The following is a 13,951-nucleotide window of genomic DNA, read 5'->3' as shown; positions in this document are numbered from 1 at the left end:
GGGGCGATCACCGGTTCGGTAGCGTTGCGGTCATCATGGACACTCCCGGAATGATCTCCTGCGACGACGAACTGCGGCACTGGCCGGCCGACGAAGCCCAGGCGCGGACCGTCCAGGACCGGTTGCGGCCCTGTGTACGCCTCGATGAAGCGGGTCCGGAACCGGGGTTCGAGGGCACCGTGGTCGGGGTGGATGTCGCCTACGACGACGCACGAAATGTCGTCGCCGCGGCCGCCGTCGCCCTGGACGCCCGCACCCGCGCCGTCGTCGACCGGGCCACCGCCGTCGGGCAAGTCTCCTTCCCGTACGTCCCCGGCCTGCTCGCGTTCCGTGAGATCCCCACCGTGCTCGATGCCCTCGGGCGCCTCGCCCGCACTCCTGACCTGGTGGTCTGCGACGGCTACGGGCTGGCGCACCCGCGCCGCTTCGGGCTCGCCAGCCACCTGGGAGTGCTGACCGGGCTGCCCACCATCGGTGTCGCCAAGAATCCCTTCACCTTCCGGTACGCACCTCCTGGCCCGGAGCGCGGTGCCACCTCGCCGCTGCTGGATGGGACCGAGGAGGTAGGACGTGCGCTGCGCACCCAAACAGGCGTCAAACCGGTCTTCGTCTCTGTAGGGCACCGCACCGACCTGGACCGGGCCTGTGCGCACACCCTCCACCTGGCGCCCGATTACCGGCTTCCGGAGACGACCCGGGCCGCCGACGCACTGTGCCGCAGGGCGCTCGCCGAGGCCTGACGGGCGGCCGGGCGCGGGGCCGGGCTACTCCTGGACGACGCCGAACCTGATGCCCGCCTCCTGGAGGCGAGCCGTCAGCGCGTCCCCCATGGCCACCGCCGTCGTCACTTGACCCGCGGTCTCCGGCAGGTCGTCGAAGGCCAGGCTGAGCGCCGACTCGGCGAGCATCTTCGCCGTCTCGTCGTAGCCGGGGTCGCCTCCTGAGACCTCGGTGATCAGCCGTGTGCCACCGCCGGAGGCGACGAAGCGCACCTTGAACCAGCTGCGCGCACGCCGCTCGGGGCTCGGCCCGTCCCCCGGCTCCAGACGCCCCGACAACCAGCGCCGCGCGGACGGCACCTGGGCGAGCGCGCACACTGCCCCGGCCCCCAACGCCCCGCCGACGGCGATCGGCAGCCGTCGCACCCCCGCGTAGTGGCGATAGCGGAAGTCCGGCCCGTAACGGTCCAGCGCGGCGGCCGAGCGGGCGACGATCTGCGGATCGAGGGTCGGCAGCGGCACACCCCAGGTGCGCGTTTCGCCGCTCCTGACAGGAGGGCCGAAGGGCGCGCGTACCGTACGGCCGACCGGACGTGGTTCGACCCGCTGACGCTCACGGGCGGCCCGCGCCATGGCGACCGGACGTGAGGCGGCGGTCAGCGCCGAGCTCAGCGTGCCGCCGGAGAACCCCGCGTTGGTCCGTACGAAGCCATCGACCCGTATGGGCACGCCTTCGGGAAGAAGCCCCACCGTGTAGCGGACCCCCAGGTCGTACGGGACGGAGTCGAAGCCGCTCGCGTGCACCAGGCGCGCGCCGGACGAGCGGGCCGTCGCCTCGTGCCGCACGTACATCCGGTCGATGAACTCCGCCTCACCGCACAGATCGACATAGTCGGTGCCCGCCGCGGCGCAGGCCGCCACCAGCGGCTCGCCATGGACCAGATACGGACCGACGGTCGTCACCAGCACCCGGGTGCCGGCGGCCAGCTCGCGCAAGGAGCCGGGATCGCCGCTGTCCGCCCGCAGCAGCGGCAGCTCGGCGCAGGACGGGTCGGACTGCGCCAACCGGTCGCGCAGCCGCTCCAGTTTGGCGGTGCTGCGCCCGGCCAGTGCCCAGCGGCAGCCCTCGGGGACGTGGGAGGCCAGGTACGCGGCAGTGAGGGCGCCGGTGAAACCGGTCGCTCCGTAGAGGACGAGGTCATAGGCCCGTCCGGAGGTGTCCTGCCGTGGCATCGCGCATCCTCTCGACCGCCCACCGGCCCTGGAGTCCGGCCCCTGGCAGTCGGCGTCGCCCCGTCAAGGTCCGCTCCTGGCGGCTCTCTTGACCGCCCTGTGGGTGGTACGGAGTGTGGCATGGAGCCTTGACAGAGGGGCGCAGCGGGGCCAGATTTCACGGATGGCACCGATGACATAGGACGTCCGATGTCCGGCCCGCCGACTGCCGGAGGAGGCCCGGCTGCTGTGACGATGCTCCCCACGGATCCACCTGACCGGGCGCGGAGATGGTGGCAGGAGGTCACCCCGCCTCAGTGGAAGGCGATGTTCGCCGCCTGGATCGGCTACCTCCTCGACGGTTTCGACTTCGTCCTGATCACTCTGGTGCTGACCGAAATCGCCGCGGACTTCCGGCTGAGCACCGCCACCGCCGCCTCGCTGATCTCCGGCGCCTTCATCACCCGATGGCTGGGCGGCGCCGTCCTCGGCGCGCTGGGCGACCGCTACGGCCGTAAGACCGCCATGATCAGCAGCATCCTGCTCTACTCGCTCGGCACCTTCGCCTGCGGATTCGCCTGGGACTACACCAGCCTGTTCGTCGCCCGGCTGGTGATCGGCCTCGGCATGGCCGGGGAGTACAGCGCGAGTGTGACGTATGTACTGGAGAGCTGGCCCACCCGATGGCGCAACCGGGCCTCCGGATTCCTGATCTCCGGATACGCGGGCGGCACCGTCCTCGCCGCCGAGCTCTACCGGTGGGTCGTGCCTCACTGGGGCTGGCGCTGGATGTTCTGGATCGGTGTGCTGCCCGTCCTGGTGGCCCTCTGGGTGCGCAGGGCGCTGCCGGAGGCCGGGGACTGGCAGAAGGAGATCGGTGCCGCCACCTGTTCGGCGGAGCAGCGACCGAACCCCTTCCGGCCATTGTTCACGGGCCGGATCCGCTCCGGGATCAATGTGGCCCTGGCGGTGGCCTCCTCGGCGGCGCTGTTCTGCGTCTTCACACCCGTGGGCATGGGATATGTCCCCTGGCTGTCCGTCATCGCGGCGCTGTGCCTGACCGCTTTCGCCGCCCAGCTCGGCGGGCGCCGGGGATGGCTGTTGTACGTGTCCCTGATGGCGACGGTCTTCTGCGCGTTCCTCTACAGCTGGCCGATCCAGGCCCTGCTGCCCACCTACCTCAAGACCGGCCTCGGATACGCCCCCGGGCAGGTCACCGACGTGATGTTCTACGCGGGCTTCGGCACCATGGCCGGCTGCTGTCTGGCGGGCTTCGTCGGGGACCGGTTCGGTACCCGTCGCGCCTACGCGGGCACCCTGCTCGCCTCGCTTGTCTTCGTCTTCCCGGTCTTCGCGGTGCGGGACAGCTTGCCGGCGCTCGGTGTGCTGATCTTTGTGCTGCTCGCGCTCAGCCAGGGTATCTCCGGCATTCTGCCCAAGTACCTCGCCGGCCACTTTCCGACCGCCACCCGGGCCGCCTCGGTGGGCTTCGTCTACAACGTCGGCGCGCTGGGCGGGGCAGTGGCGCCCGTCCTCGGCGCCCATCTGGCCGAAGGCATGTCCCTGGGGCGGGCGCTCGCCGTGCTCACCTTCGGGCTGACGCTCGTCGTCATCGTTCTGGTGGGCGGCAATGTCCCTCAGCGGCTGGGGCGTTCGGTGGACCGTCAGGCGCCCGACGATCATCTGGTGCCGGTGGGCGGGGGAGCAGGGACCCTGCCCCCGCTCCCGCCCGTGGACTTCGCCCCCGGCTCCGGCTCCGGGAAGGCGTCGCCCGAGTCGGCGCAGTGGTGACCCGGCCGCCGGGAAGTCGAACAGGCCGGCGGCGCGTTGCGGGCGGGCGGACAAGGCGTCAGAGTCCCTCGGCCGGCCCGCCGTCCGGCGCTCCGCGGGCCGTTGTCAGTGGTCGCCGTTAGCGTGGAATGCGTGGGTCGGCCCGCGCGGTGCGCGTGCGGGCCGGACGGCATCGCAGGCGGTGCCGCAGGGGGAATGGCGAGGGAGGAACGCATGGCGAAGGCGGCCGAGCCGGCGGCGGTGCGGGAGCGGGTGCGGGCGTTCGCGCTCGGGCTTCCCGGGGCAGTGGAGGAGTTTCCCTGGGGTGAGAGCGTCATCAAGGTCAACAAGAAGGTCTTCGTGTTCCTCGGCGTCGGCGACGGCAGCCATCCGCCCGGGGTCACGCTGAAACTCACGGACCCGGAGGCGCATGCCCATGCGTTGACCTCTCCCGGCGCCCGGCCCGCGGGCTACGGCCTGGGCAAGTCCGGATGGGTGCGGGTTCCCCTGGCGGGACCGGATGCTCCGCCCGCCGAGCTGCTCTGCGACTGGGCCGAAGAGTCCTATCGCGTCATAGCCCCCAAGAAGCTCATCGCCGAGCTCGACGGGGTATAGCGGCGCAGCGGCGGCAGGCGCGCAAAGGCCCATGACGGCGAGGGCGATGGAGCCTCGTCGGCATGGGCCTTTTCCGTGGTCGCCACTTGGCATGGGGGGCTTGTGGAAAGTGGAACACGTTCTTAACATCACGAGTGTTACATCAGAAGTGTCACAGTGCGGAAAGGCATGGGGCGCGATGGCAGAGCCAGACAACGGCCCACTGAACGGGGTGCGGGTGGTCGAACTCGCGGGCATCGGCCCCGGCCCCTTCGCGGCCATGCTCCTGGCCGACCTCGGCGCCGATGTCGTCCGTGTCGACCGGCCCGGAGGCGCGGGACTGGGCATCGACCCGGCCTACGACGTCACCAACCGCAACAAGCGCTCCGTACTGGTGGACCTGAAGAGCCCCGACGGGGTGGCGCAGGTGCTTGCGCTGGTCGAGCGCGCCGATGTGCTGGTGGAGGGGTACCGCCCCGGTGTGGCCGAGCGGCTCGGCGTGGGCCCCGAGGAGTGTCTGGCGCGCAACCCCCGGCTGGTTTACGGGCGGATGACGGGTTGGGGGCAGCAGGGCCCGCTCGCCGACACCGCCGGACACGACATCGGCTATATCGCCATCACGGGCGCGCTCGGCATGATCGGCCCACCCGACGGCCCGCCCGCCATCCCCGCCAACCTCCTCGGTGACTACGCCGGCGGCTCCCTCTACCTGGTCATCGGCGTCCTCGCCGCCCTCCAGCACGCCCGTGCCGAGGGAGGAAAGGGCCAGGTCGTGGACGCAGCCATCGTCGACGGCACGGCACATCTGACGGCGATGATCCACGGCATGCTGGCAGCCGGCGGCTGGCAGGACCGGCGCGGCGCCAACCTGCTCGATGGCGGGACGCCGTTCTACGGGACCTACGAGACCGCCGACGGCGGCTATATGGCGGTCGGCGCGCTGGAGCAGCGGTTCTATGGCGACTTCATCCGCCTGCTGGGCATCGAGGAGGAGGCCCCCGGCCGCGACGACCTCGCCGCATGGGGCGCCCTGCGTACCGCCATCGCCGCCCGCTTCAAGACCCGCACCCGCGAGGAGTGGACGGCCGTCTTTCAGGAGTCCGACGCCTGTGTGGCGCCCGTGCTCTCGCTGCGGGAGGCTCCGCGGCATCCGCATCTCGCCGCCCGCGGCACCTTCGTCGAGCACGGCGGGATCACCCAGCCCGCGCCCGCGCCGCGCTTCTCGCACACCCCCGGCGCGGTACGCAGACCGCCCGCGCGGCCCGGTGCGGACACCGCGGAGATCGCCCGGGACTGGCAGATCCCCGGCCTCCTCGCCCCGTCGCCCGACGCCCCCGCCCCGTAAGCCCGCACCTGCCCAGCGCACCCAGACAGTCAAGAACTGGCTCCGAGGAGGGCCCGCAGACATGACCGCGCAGATGAAGCGCCAGATCTTCACCGAGGACCACGAGGCCTTCCGCGAGGTTGTGCGGACCTTCCTCGCCAAGGAAGTGACGCCCTATTACGAGCAGTGGGAGAAGGACGGCATCGTCAGCCGGGACGCCTGGCGGGCGGCCGGCAAGAAGGGGCTGCTGGGGCTGGCGGTGCCGGAAGAGTACGGCGGGGGAGGGCAGGACGACTTCCGCTACAGCGCGGTGCTGGCCGAGGAGTTCACCCGGGCCGGGGCCGCCGGGCTCGCCGTGGGCCTGCACAACGACATCATCGGTCCCTACCTGACCACCCTCGCCACCGATGAGCAGAAGCGCCGCTGGCTGCCCGGCTTCTGCAGCGGCGAGATCATCACCGCCATCGCCATGACCGAGCCCGGCGCCGGCTCCGATCTGCAGGGCATCCGTACCCACGCCGAGGACGCCGGTGACCACTGGATCCTCAACGGTTCCAAGACCTTCATCTCCAACGGCATCCTCGCTGACCTGGTCATCGTCGTGGCGAAGACGACCCCGGAGGGCGGGGCGCACGGTCTGAGCCTGCTGGTCGTCGAGCGCGGTATGGCGGGCTTCGAGCGCGGCCGCAACCTCGACAAGATCGGCCAGAAGTCCCAGGACACCGCCGAGCTGTTCTTCCACGACGTACGCGTCCCCAAGGAGAATCTGCTCGGCGAGCTGAACGGCGCCTTCGTCCATCTGATGACCCATCTCGCTCAGGAGCGGATGGGCATCGCGGTCGCCGGTATCGCCGGTGCGGAGCATCTGCTGGAGATCACCAGCCGGTATGTCAAGGAGCGCGAGGCGTTCGGGCGGCCGCTGGCCAAGCTCCAGCACGTCCGCTTCGAGATAGCCGAGATGGCCACCGAATGCGCCGTCACCCGCGCCTTCCTGGACCGCTGTATAGCCGACCACTCCGCCGGGGCCCTGGACGCGGTGCACGCCTCGATGGCCAAGTGGTGGGCCACCGAGCTGCACAAACGGGTCGCCGACCGCTGTCTGCAACTCCATGGTGGCTACGGCTATATGGCGGAATACCGCGTGGCCAGGGCCTTTACCGACGGCCGTATCCAGACGATCTACGGAGGGACCACCGAGATCATGAAGGAGATCATCGGACGCTCCCTGCTCGACTGACCGCGGGCCGCGCCCGGACCTGCCCCGGACCGATCCCGGACCGATCGCCGACAGGCCCCGGTCCCCACCGCCGCCTCTGCCTCCACCCTCATGCGAAAGGCTTGTTGACTTGAGTACCGAAGCGTACGTATACGACGCGATCCGCACCCCGCGCGGCCGCGGCAAGGCCAATGGCGCACTGCACGGCACCAAGCCGATCGACCTGGTCGTCGGCCTGATCCACGAGGTGCGCCGCCGCTTCCCCGGCCTCGACCCGGCCGCCGTCGACGACATCGTGCTCGGCGTCGTCGGACCGGTCGGCGACCAGGGCTCCGACATCGCCCGGATCGCGGCGATCGCCGCCGGCCTGCCCGACACCGTCGCCGGCGTACAGGAGAACCGCTTCTGTGCCTCGGGCCTGGAGGCCGTCAACATGGCCGCCGCCAAGGTGCGTTCGGGCTGGGAGGACCTGGTCCTGGCGGGCGGCGTGGAATCCATGTCGCGGGTCCCGATGGCCTCGGACGGCGGCGCCTGGTTCGCCGACCCGATGACCAACTTCGACACCAATTTCGTCCCGCAGGGCATCGGTGCCGACCTGATCGCCACCCTTGAGGGCTACTCGCGGCGCGATGTCGACGAATTCGCCGCGCTCTCCCAGGAGCGCGCCGCCGCGGCGTGGAAGGACGGCCGCTTCGACCGCTCCGTCGTCCCGGTGCGCGACCGCAATGGCCTCGTCGTCCTCGACCACGACGAGCACATGCGCCCCGGCACCACCGCCGACTCCCTGGGCGGCCTCAAGCCGTCCTTCGCCACCATCGGCGACGCGGGCGGCTTCGACGCGGTCGCCCTGCAGAAGTACCACTGGGTCGAGAAGATCGACCACGTCCACCACGCCGGCAACTCCTCCGGCATCGTGGACGGCGCGGCGCTCGTCGCCATCGGCTCCCAGGAGGTCGGTGAGCGCTACGGTCTGACCCCGCGGGCCCGCATCCTCTCCGCCGCGGTCTCCGGCTCCGAGCCCACGATCATGCTCACCGGCCCCGCGCCCGCCAGCCGCAAGGCCCTCGCCAAGGCCGGGCTGACCATCGACGACATCGACCTCGTCGAGATCAACGAAGCCTTCGCAGCAGTCGTGCTGCGCTTCGTCAAGGACATGGGCCTGAGCCTGGACAAGGTCAATGTCAACGGCGGCGCCATCGCCATGGGACACCCCCTCGGCGCCACCGGCGCGATGATCCTCGGCACCCTGATCGACGAGCTGGAGCGGCAGGACAAGCGCTACGGCCTGGCCACCCTCTGCGTCGGCGGCGGTATGGGCATCGCCACCGTCATCGAGCGCCTCTGACCGCCCGTCCCATCCCCCTTACGGAGAAGCCACAGTGAGCGAGTCCCCTGCGTCGTCGACCATCCGCTGGGAACAGGACGAGACCGGCATCGTCACCCTGGTGCTGGACGACCCCGACCAGTCCGCCAACACCATGAACAACGCCTTCAAGGCCTCCCTGACCGCGGTCGCCGACCGCCTGGAGGCCGAGAAGGACAGCGTCCGCGGCATCATCTTCACCTCCGCCAAGAAGACCTTCTTCGCCGGCGGCGACCTGCGCGAGCTGATCGCCGTCACCCCCGACAAGGCCGAGCAGGCCTTCGCGGCGGGCAACGGGATCAAGCGCGACCTGCGCCGTATCGAGACCCTCGGCAAGCCCGTCGTCGCCGCGATCAACGGCGCGGCGCTGGGCGGCGGTTACGAGATCGCGCTGGCCTGCCACCACCGCATCGCCCTCGACACCCCCGGCACCAAGATCGGCCTGCCCGAGGTCACCCTCGGCCTGCTGCCGGCCGGCGGCGGGGTGACCCGTACGGTGCGGCTGCTCGGCATCGCCGACGCACTGCTGAAGGTGCTGCTCCAGGGCACCCAGTACAACGCCACCCGCGCAAAGGACGCCGGGCTGATCCACGAGGTCGCGGCCACCCCCGAGGAGCTGCTGGCCAAGGCCCGCGCCTTCATCGAGGAGCACCCCGAGTCCCAGCAGCCCTGGGACGTCAAGGGCTACCGCATCCCCGGTGGCACCCCGGCCCAGCCGAAGTTCGCGGCGAACCTCCCGGCGTTCCCCGCCAACCTCAAGAAGCAGCTCAACGGCGCGCCCTACCCTGCCCCGCGCAACATCCTCGCCGCGGCGGTGGAGGGCTCCCAGGTCGACTTCGAGACCGCGCAGACCATCGAGGCGCGCTACTTCGTCGAGCTGGTGAGCGGCCAGATCTCCAAGAACATGATCCAGGCGTTCTTCTTCGATCTGCAGGCCGTCAATTCGGGTGCCAACCGGCCCAAGGACATCGCGCCCCGCAAGGTCGAGAAGGTCGCGGTCCTCGGCGCCGGCATGATGGGCGCGGGCATCGCCTACTCCTGCGCCAGGGCCGGGATGCAGGTCGTCCTCAAGGATGTCTCCCTGGCGGCGGCGCAGAAGGGCAAGGCGTACTCGGAGGGCCTGCTCGCCAAGGCGCTCTCCCGGGGCCGTACGACCGAGGAGAAGCGCGACGAGCTGCTGGCCCGTATCACGCCGACCGCCGAACCGGCCGACCTGGCGGGCTGCGACGCCGTCATCGAGGCGGTCTTCGAGGACGTGGGCCTCAAGCACAAGGTCTTCAAGGAGATCCAGCACCTCGTCGCGCCCGACGCGCTGCTGTGCTCCAACACCTCCACGCTGCCCATCACGCTGCTGGCCGAAGGCGTCGAGCGGGACCAGGACTTCATCGGGCTGCACTTCTTCTCGCCGGTCGACAAGATGCCGCTGGTGGAGATCATCAAGGGCGAGCGGACCGGCGACGAGGCACTGGCCCGCGCCTTCGACCTGGTCCGCCAGATCAGGAAGACCCCGATCGTCGTCAATGACTCGCGCGGCTTCTTCACCTCCCGCGTCATCGGGCAATTCATCAACGAAGGCGTGGCGATGATCGGCGAGGGCCTCGACCCGGTCTCCGTCGAGCAGGCCGCCGCCCAGGCCGGCTATCCGGCCAAGGTGCTGTCCCTGATGGACGAGCTGACCCTCACCCTGCCGCGCAAGATCCGCGAGGAGACCAAGCGGGCGGTCGAGGAATCCGGCGGCAGCTGGCAGCCGCACCCGGCCGACGCGGTGATCGACCGGATGGTCGACGAATTCGGCCGCCCCGGCCGCAGCGGTGGCGCCGGCTTCTACGAGTACGGCGACGACGGCAAGCGCGCCGCCCTGTGGCCGGGCCTGCGTGAGCACTTCACCAAGAAGGAAGCCACGATTCCGTTCTTGGACATGCAGGAGCGGATGCTCTTCTCTGAGGCGCTGGACACCGTCCGCTGCTTCGAGGAGGGCGTGCTCACCTCCGTCGCGGACGCCAACATCGGCTCCATCCTCGGCATCGGCTTCCCCGGCTGGACCGGCGGCGTGATCCAGTACATCAACGGCTACCAGGGCGGCCCGGGGCGCGAGGAGCTCGTCGGCCTGCCCGGCTTCGTGGCCCGCGCCCGTGAGCTGCAGGAAACCTACGGAGACCGCTTCGCGCCGTCCCCGCTGCTGATCGAGAAGGCGGAGAGGGGCGAGAAGTTCAGCGACTGACCGGTCATGGGGGCGGGCCCCGGCGGCCCGCCCCCGTCACCCCTCGGAGGAGTGGCCGCCCTGGCCCCGGTCGCCCTCCATCCCGAACGACTCCCGCAGCTCCTGCTTCATCGACCGCTGGAAGGCGGTCACCAGCGCCTGCACCACCATCGGCTGCATATGCGCCGAGAGCGACTTCATCCGCGCCATCTCGTCCTCGTCCGGCCCGCCGCCCCGGTTCGGCTCCCACATCTCGTCCTTGAAGAGCCGGCTGAGCTCCCTGGCCGCCGAACGGGTGTGCTCGATGACCACACTGCGCGCCGTAAGGATGGTCTCCAGGGAGATCGGGACGTCCAGCAGCCGGGTGCCGAGGTGCAGCAGCCCCGGGTCGACCCGGAAGACCCGGGGATCATCGGTCCGTACGAGCACACTCATGGCCGCCAGCCGGTCCAGATCCTCCTCGGTCAGCGCCCGGCCGACCCGTCGCTCCAGCTGGTCCCGGGTGGCGTCCTCGGCCTTGTCCGGAATCCAACTCGCCACCAGCGCCCGGTGGATGGCCAGATCCTGGGCGCTCAGATCGGGCGGCAGCTGTTCCAGATAGCGTTCGATCGCGGACAGCGTCAGGCCCTGGTGCTGGAGCTCCTCGATCAGGGCCAGCCGTGAGAGGTGGTCCGGACCGTAGCGGCCGACCCGGCGGGGACCGATCTCCGGCGGAGGCAGCAGGCCGCGCGTGCTGTAGAAGCGGATCGTGCGGACCGTGACGCCGGCGCGGGCGGCCAGTTCGTCGACCGTCAGGTCGGTGGCGGGCTCCATCATATTCAACAGTATTGCTGTCTCACCACTCGTGTGAAACCTTCCGGCCCCCCTTCCACCTGTGTGCGGCGCGGGGGTCGCGGTCCTGTGTGCGCCCCGAGTCATAACCGGTTGTCGCGGAGACAAATGCACGTCTCAACCGATCCGAACAGGTCAAGAAGTTTTCCTTTCCAGCCATGGCGCGGAGTCCGGAATCGGGTGAACTGACACCCCTCCTGAAATTGATGCGCCAGGAAACTCACTGCAAATACGGACAAACCTTTGATGGCCTGTACACGCTGTGATCTTGCCCACAGACGGGGGAGGGCTCTTCGGGGAAGGTGTGCCGTCGGCCGTCCACGCGTTCTGCGGGACCTCTAGGCCATGGCTTCAGCGCCTGCCCGAAAGCGAGATACACCAGCAGTGAGCACAGAATCCCTCACCGAGACAGCCCACGGGTCACCTGACGGGGGGCACGGCACGCAACAGGACGCGGGCGACGCGGGCTACAGCAAGGGCCTCAAGGGCCGGCACATCAACATGATCGCCATTGGTGGAGCGATCGGTACCGGCCTCTTCCTGGGCGCCGGTGGCCGCCTGCACTCCGCCGGCCCCGCGCTGGCCCTCGCTTACGCGGTCTGCGGCCTCTTCGCCTTCTTCGTCGTACGGGCCCTGGGCGAGTTGGTGCTGCACCGCCCGTCGTCCGGTTCGTTCGTCTCGTACGCCCGCGAGTTCCTCGGGGAGAAGGGCGCCTACGTCGCCGGCTGGATGTACGTCGTCAACTGGTCGACGACCGGTATCGCCGACATCACCGCGATCGCGCTCTACACCCACTACTGGAGCCTGTTCACCGATATCCCGCAGTGGGTCATGGCGCTGATCGCGCTCGCGGTCGTGCTGACGGTGAACCTGATCTCGGTGAAGATCTTCGGTGAGCTGGAGTTTTGGTTCGCGATCATCAAGGTCGCGGCGCTGGTCGTCTTCATGCTCATCGGCATCTTCCTGCTGGCCACCCAGCACCCGGTCGGCGGGCACACACCAGGGCTGGATCTGCTCACCGACCACGGCGGGCTCTTCCCGACCGGTCTGCTGCCCGTGGTGATCGTGCTCCAGGGCGTCGTCTTCGCCTACTCCGCGGTGGAGCTGGTCGGTGTGACCGCCGGTGAGACCGGCGAGCCGGAGAAGGTCGTGCCGAAGGCCGTCAACTCCATCATGTGGCGGGTCGGTGTCTTCTACGTCGGCTCGGTGATCCTGCTCGCGATGCTGCTGCCGTGGAACAAGTACGTCGGCGGCGAGAGCCCCTTCGTCACGGTGCTGTCCAACGTCGGTGTGCCGGCGGCGGGCGATGTGATGAACCTCGTGGTACTGACCGCGGCGATGTCCAGCCTGAACTCCGGTCTCTACTCCACCGGCCGGATTCTGCGCTCCATGTCGATGGCGGGCTCCGCGCCCAAGTTCGCCGGCCTGATGAACCGCAACCAGGTGCCGTACGGCGGCATCATGCTCACCTCCGCCGTGTGTGTCCTGGGTGTCGGGCTCAACTACGTCATGCCGGGCGAGGCGTTCGAGATCGTGCTGAACATCGCGGCGCTGGGCATCATCAGCACCTGGTGCACGATCATGGTCTGCCACATCGTGTTCGTGCGCCGGTCGAAGGAGGGCCTGGTCGAGCGCCCGCGCTTCCGGCTCCCCGGCACGCCGGTCACCGACATCGTCACCATCGCCTTCCTGCTCGGTGTCATCGTCCTGATGTGGTTCGACGACGGCGTCGGCCGGCAGACCGTGATGCTGATCCCGGTGCTCGCCGTCGCACTGGTCGGCGGCTGGTTCGCGGTACGCGGCCGGGTCAGCCGAATCGCGGCGGAACGCGAGTTGTCGAAGTAGTCACGCACCAGCTGGACGCCTGCGTCATCAAGGGCGGTCACGGAGGCCGGAAGGCATCCGCGACCGCCCTTCCGCGTTGCCGCTTCCGGCATCCACGACGATGGGCCCACGGGCCCGGCCCGGCGACCCCGGCCGATTGTCAGTGGGTTCCCCTACCGTGGAGACATGACGGAGAGAACGGGGATCTGCTACGTCAAGGGGACGCCGCCAAGGGGCTGGATTCCTAGGCGAGTTGGCGACGCAAAGGGGTGCACCGGGAATATGTTCGCGCGGTTTGGCGGGCCGGTGGGAGGGTGCTGGCATGGATCAAGCAGAGGTGTTGCTCATCGGGGGGCGGGCCGGTGTGGGGAAGACGACGGTGGGGTGGGAGGTGTCGGCGTGTCTGCGTGCCGCGATGATTCCGCACTGTGTCGTCGAAGGAGACTTCATGGGGCAGGTGCATCCTGCTCCGGAGGGGGATCCCCGTCGCGAGAAGATCGCCGAGCGTAATCTCGCGGCGCTCTGGGGGAATTACGCCGAGCTTGGGTATCGTCGCCTGATTTACACCAATACCGTGAGCGTGCTCGCTGAGAGCGAGGGTATGTTCCGGCGTGCCATGGGCGCGGACGTCAGGATCGTACGGGTACTGCTCACCGCATCCGACGCCACTGCCCGTGAGCGGCTCACGGGTCGGGAACGTGGCTCGGAGCTGGAGCGCGAGCTGAAGAACAGCGTTCGTAAGGCGCGGATCCTGGACGAGCAGGCGCCCGCCGACACGGTGCGCGTGGCGACTGACGGGCGGTCCGTTGGCGACATAGCGCGCGATGTGGTGGGCGCTACCGGTTGGTTGACCGGGACCGGGGCCGAGGTCGGGGCCCGGGGTGATGACGGGGGTCGG

The 13,951-nt window shown here is 69.7% G+C and carries 11 protein-coding genes and 1 pseudogene; 9 read left to right on the top strand and 3 right to left on the bottom strand.

The annotated features are described in order from the left end of the window. The first annotated feature begins 35 nt into the window (after nt 1–35). A complete protein-coding gene (locus STRTU_RS05335) occupies nt 36–740 on the top strand; it encodes an endonuclease V (RefSeq protein ID WP_159742471.1) in 705 nt (234 codons plus the stop codon). Between the two features lie 24 nt (nt 741–764). Here STRTU_RS05335 and STRTU_RS05330 read toward each other — a convergent pair whose 3' ends face one another. Further along, a complete protein-coding gene (locus STRTU_RS05330; protein WP_159742470.1) occupies nt 765–1,952 on the bottom strand; it encodes a saccharopine dehydrogenase family protein in 1,188 nt (395 codons plus the stop codon). A 234-nt stretch (nt 1,953–2,186) separates the two neighbouring features. On the opposite strand from STRTU_RS05330, the gene STRTU_RS05325 reads away from it, so the two are divergent. The 6 genes from STRTU_RS05325 to STRTU_RS05300 all read left to right on the top strand — a co-directional run bounded on the left by STRTU_RS05325 (nt 2,187) and on the right by STRTU_RS05300 (nt 10,419). Then, on the top strand, nt 2,187–3,722 hold the full coding sequence (locus tag STRTU_RS05325; protein WP_218039319.1) for a sialate:H+ symport family MFS transporter: 1,536 nt from the start codon (nt 2,187–2,189) through the stop codon (nt 3,720–3,722). Nucleotides 3,723–3,935: 213 nt separating this feature from the next. Further along, complete coding sequence (locus STRTU_RS05320) at nt 3,936–4,316, top strand: MmcQ/YjbR family DNA-binding protein (RefSeq protein ID WP_159742468.1); 381 nt, start codon at nt 3,936–3,938, stop codon at nt 4,314–4,316. Nucleotides 4,317–4,494: 178 nt separating this feature from the next. Further along, a complete protein-coding gene (locus tag STRTU_RS05315) occupies nt 4,495–5,640 on the top strand; it encodes a CaiB/BaiF CoA transferase family protein (RefSeq protein WP_174878811.1) in 1,146 nt (381 codons plus the stop codon). A gap of 73 nt (nt 5,641–5,713) precedes the next feature. After that, nucleotides 5,714–6,856 (top strand): acyl-CoA dehydrogenase family protein, encoded by a 1,143-nt coding sequence (locus tag STRTU_RS05310; protein ID WP_159746712.1) that lies wholly within the window; start codon nt 5,714–5,716, stop codon nt 6,854–6,856. 109 nt (nt 6,857–6,965) lie between these two features. Beyond that, on the top strand, nt 6,966–8,180 hold the full coding sequence (locus STRTU_RS05305; protein ID WP_159742467.1) for an acetyl-CoA C-acetyltransferase: 1,215 nt from the start codon (nt 6,966–6,968) through the stop codon (nt 8,178–8,180). A 34-nt stretch (nt 8,181–8,214) separates the two neighbouring features. Continuing rightward, nucleotides 8,215–10,419 carry a 3-hydroxyacyl-CoA dehydrogenase NAD-binding domain-containing protein gene (locus tag STRTU_RS05300; RefSeq protein ID WP_159742466.1) on the top strand — a complete coding sequence of 735 codons (2,205 nt, stop codon included), beginning with the start codon at nt 8,215–8,217 and terminating at the stop codon, nt 10,417–10,419. A 36-nt stretch (nt 10,420–10,455) separates the two neighbouring features. Here the strand turns inward: STRTU_RS05300 and STRTU_RS05295 are convergent, their stop codons facing one another. Further along, a complete protein-coding gene (locus tag STRTU_RS05295) occupies nt 10,456–11,214 on the bottom strand; it encodes a MerR family transcriptional regulator (RefSeq protein ID WP_159742465.1) in 759 nt (252 codons plus the stop codon). 399 nt (nt 11,215–11,613) lie between these two features. Here STRTU_RS05295 and STRTU_RS05290 point away from each other — a divergent pair, with 399 nt between their 5' ends. Continuing rightward, nucleotides 11,614–13,074, top strand: a complete 1,461-nt coding sequence (locus tag STRTU_RS05290; protein WP_159742464.1) for an amino acid permease — start codon at nt 11,614–11,616, stop codon at nt 13,072–13,074. A 306-nt stretch (nt 13,075–13,380) separates the two neighbouring features. Here the strand turns inward: STRTU_RS05290 and STRTU_RS36115 are convergent, their stop codons facing one another. Next, entirely contained in the window at nt 13,381–13,503 is a 123-nt protein-coding gene (locus STRTU_RS36115; RefSeq protein WP_389854125.1) for a hypothetical protein, read from the bottom strand. Between STRTU_RS36115 and STRTU_RS05285 the strand changes: the two are divergent. Beyond that, a pseudogene (locus STRTU_RS05285) lies at nt 13,445–13,903 on the top strand (hypothetical protein); the annotation flags it as partial. The gene STRTU_RS36115 and the pseudogene STRTU_RS05285 sit on opposite strands and share 59 nt — an antisense overlap. Nucleotides 13,904–13,951 lie beyond the last annotated feature (48 nt).

Origin of the sequence: Streptomyces tubercidicus (assembly GCF_027497495.1) — a bacterium.
Lineage (GTDB): Bacteria > Actinomycetota > Actinomycetes > Streptomycetales > Streptomycetaceae > Streptomyces > Streptomyces tubercidicus.
The sequence above is the reverse complement of the archived record's forward strand: the minus strand, read 5'-3'. Positions and strand labels throughout refer to the sequence as shown.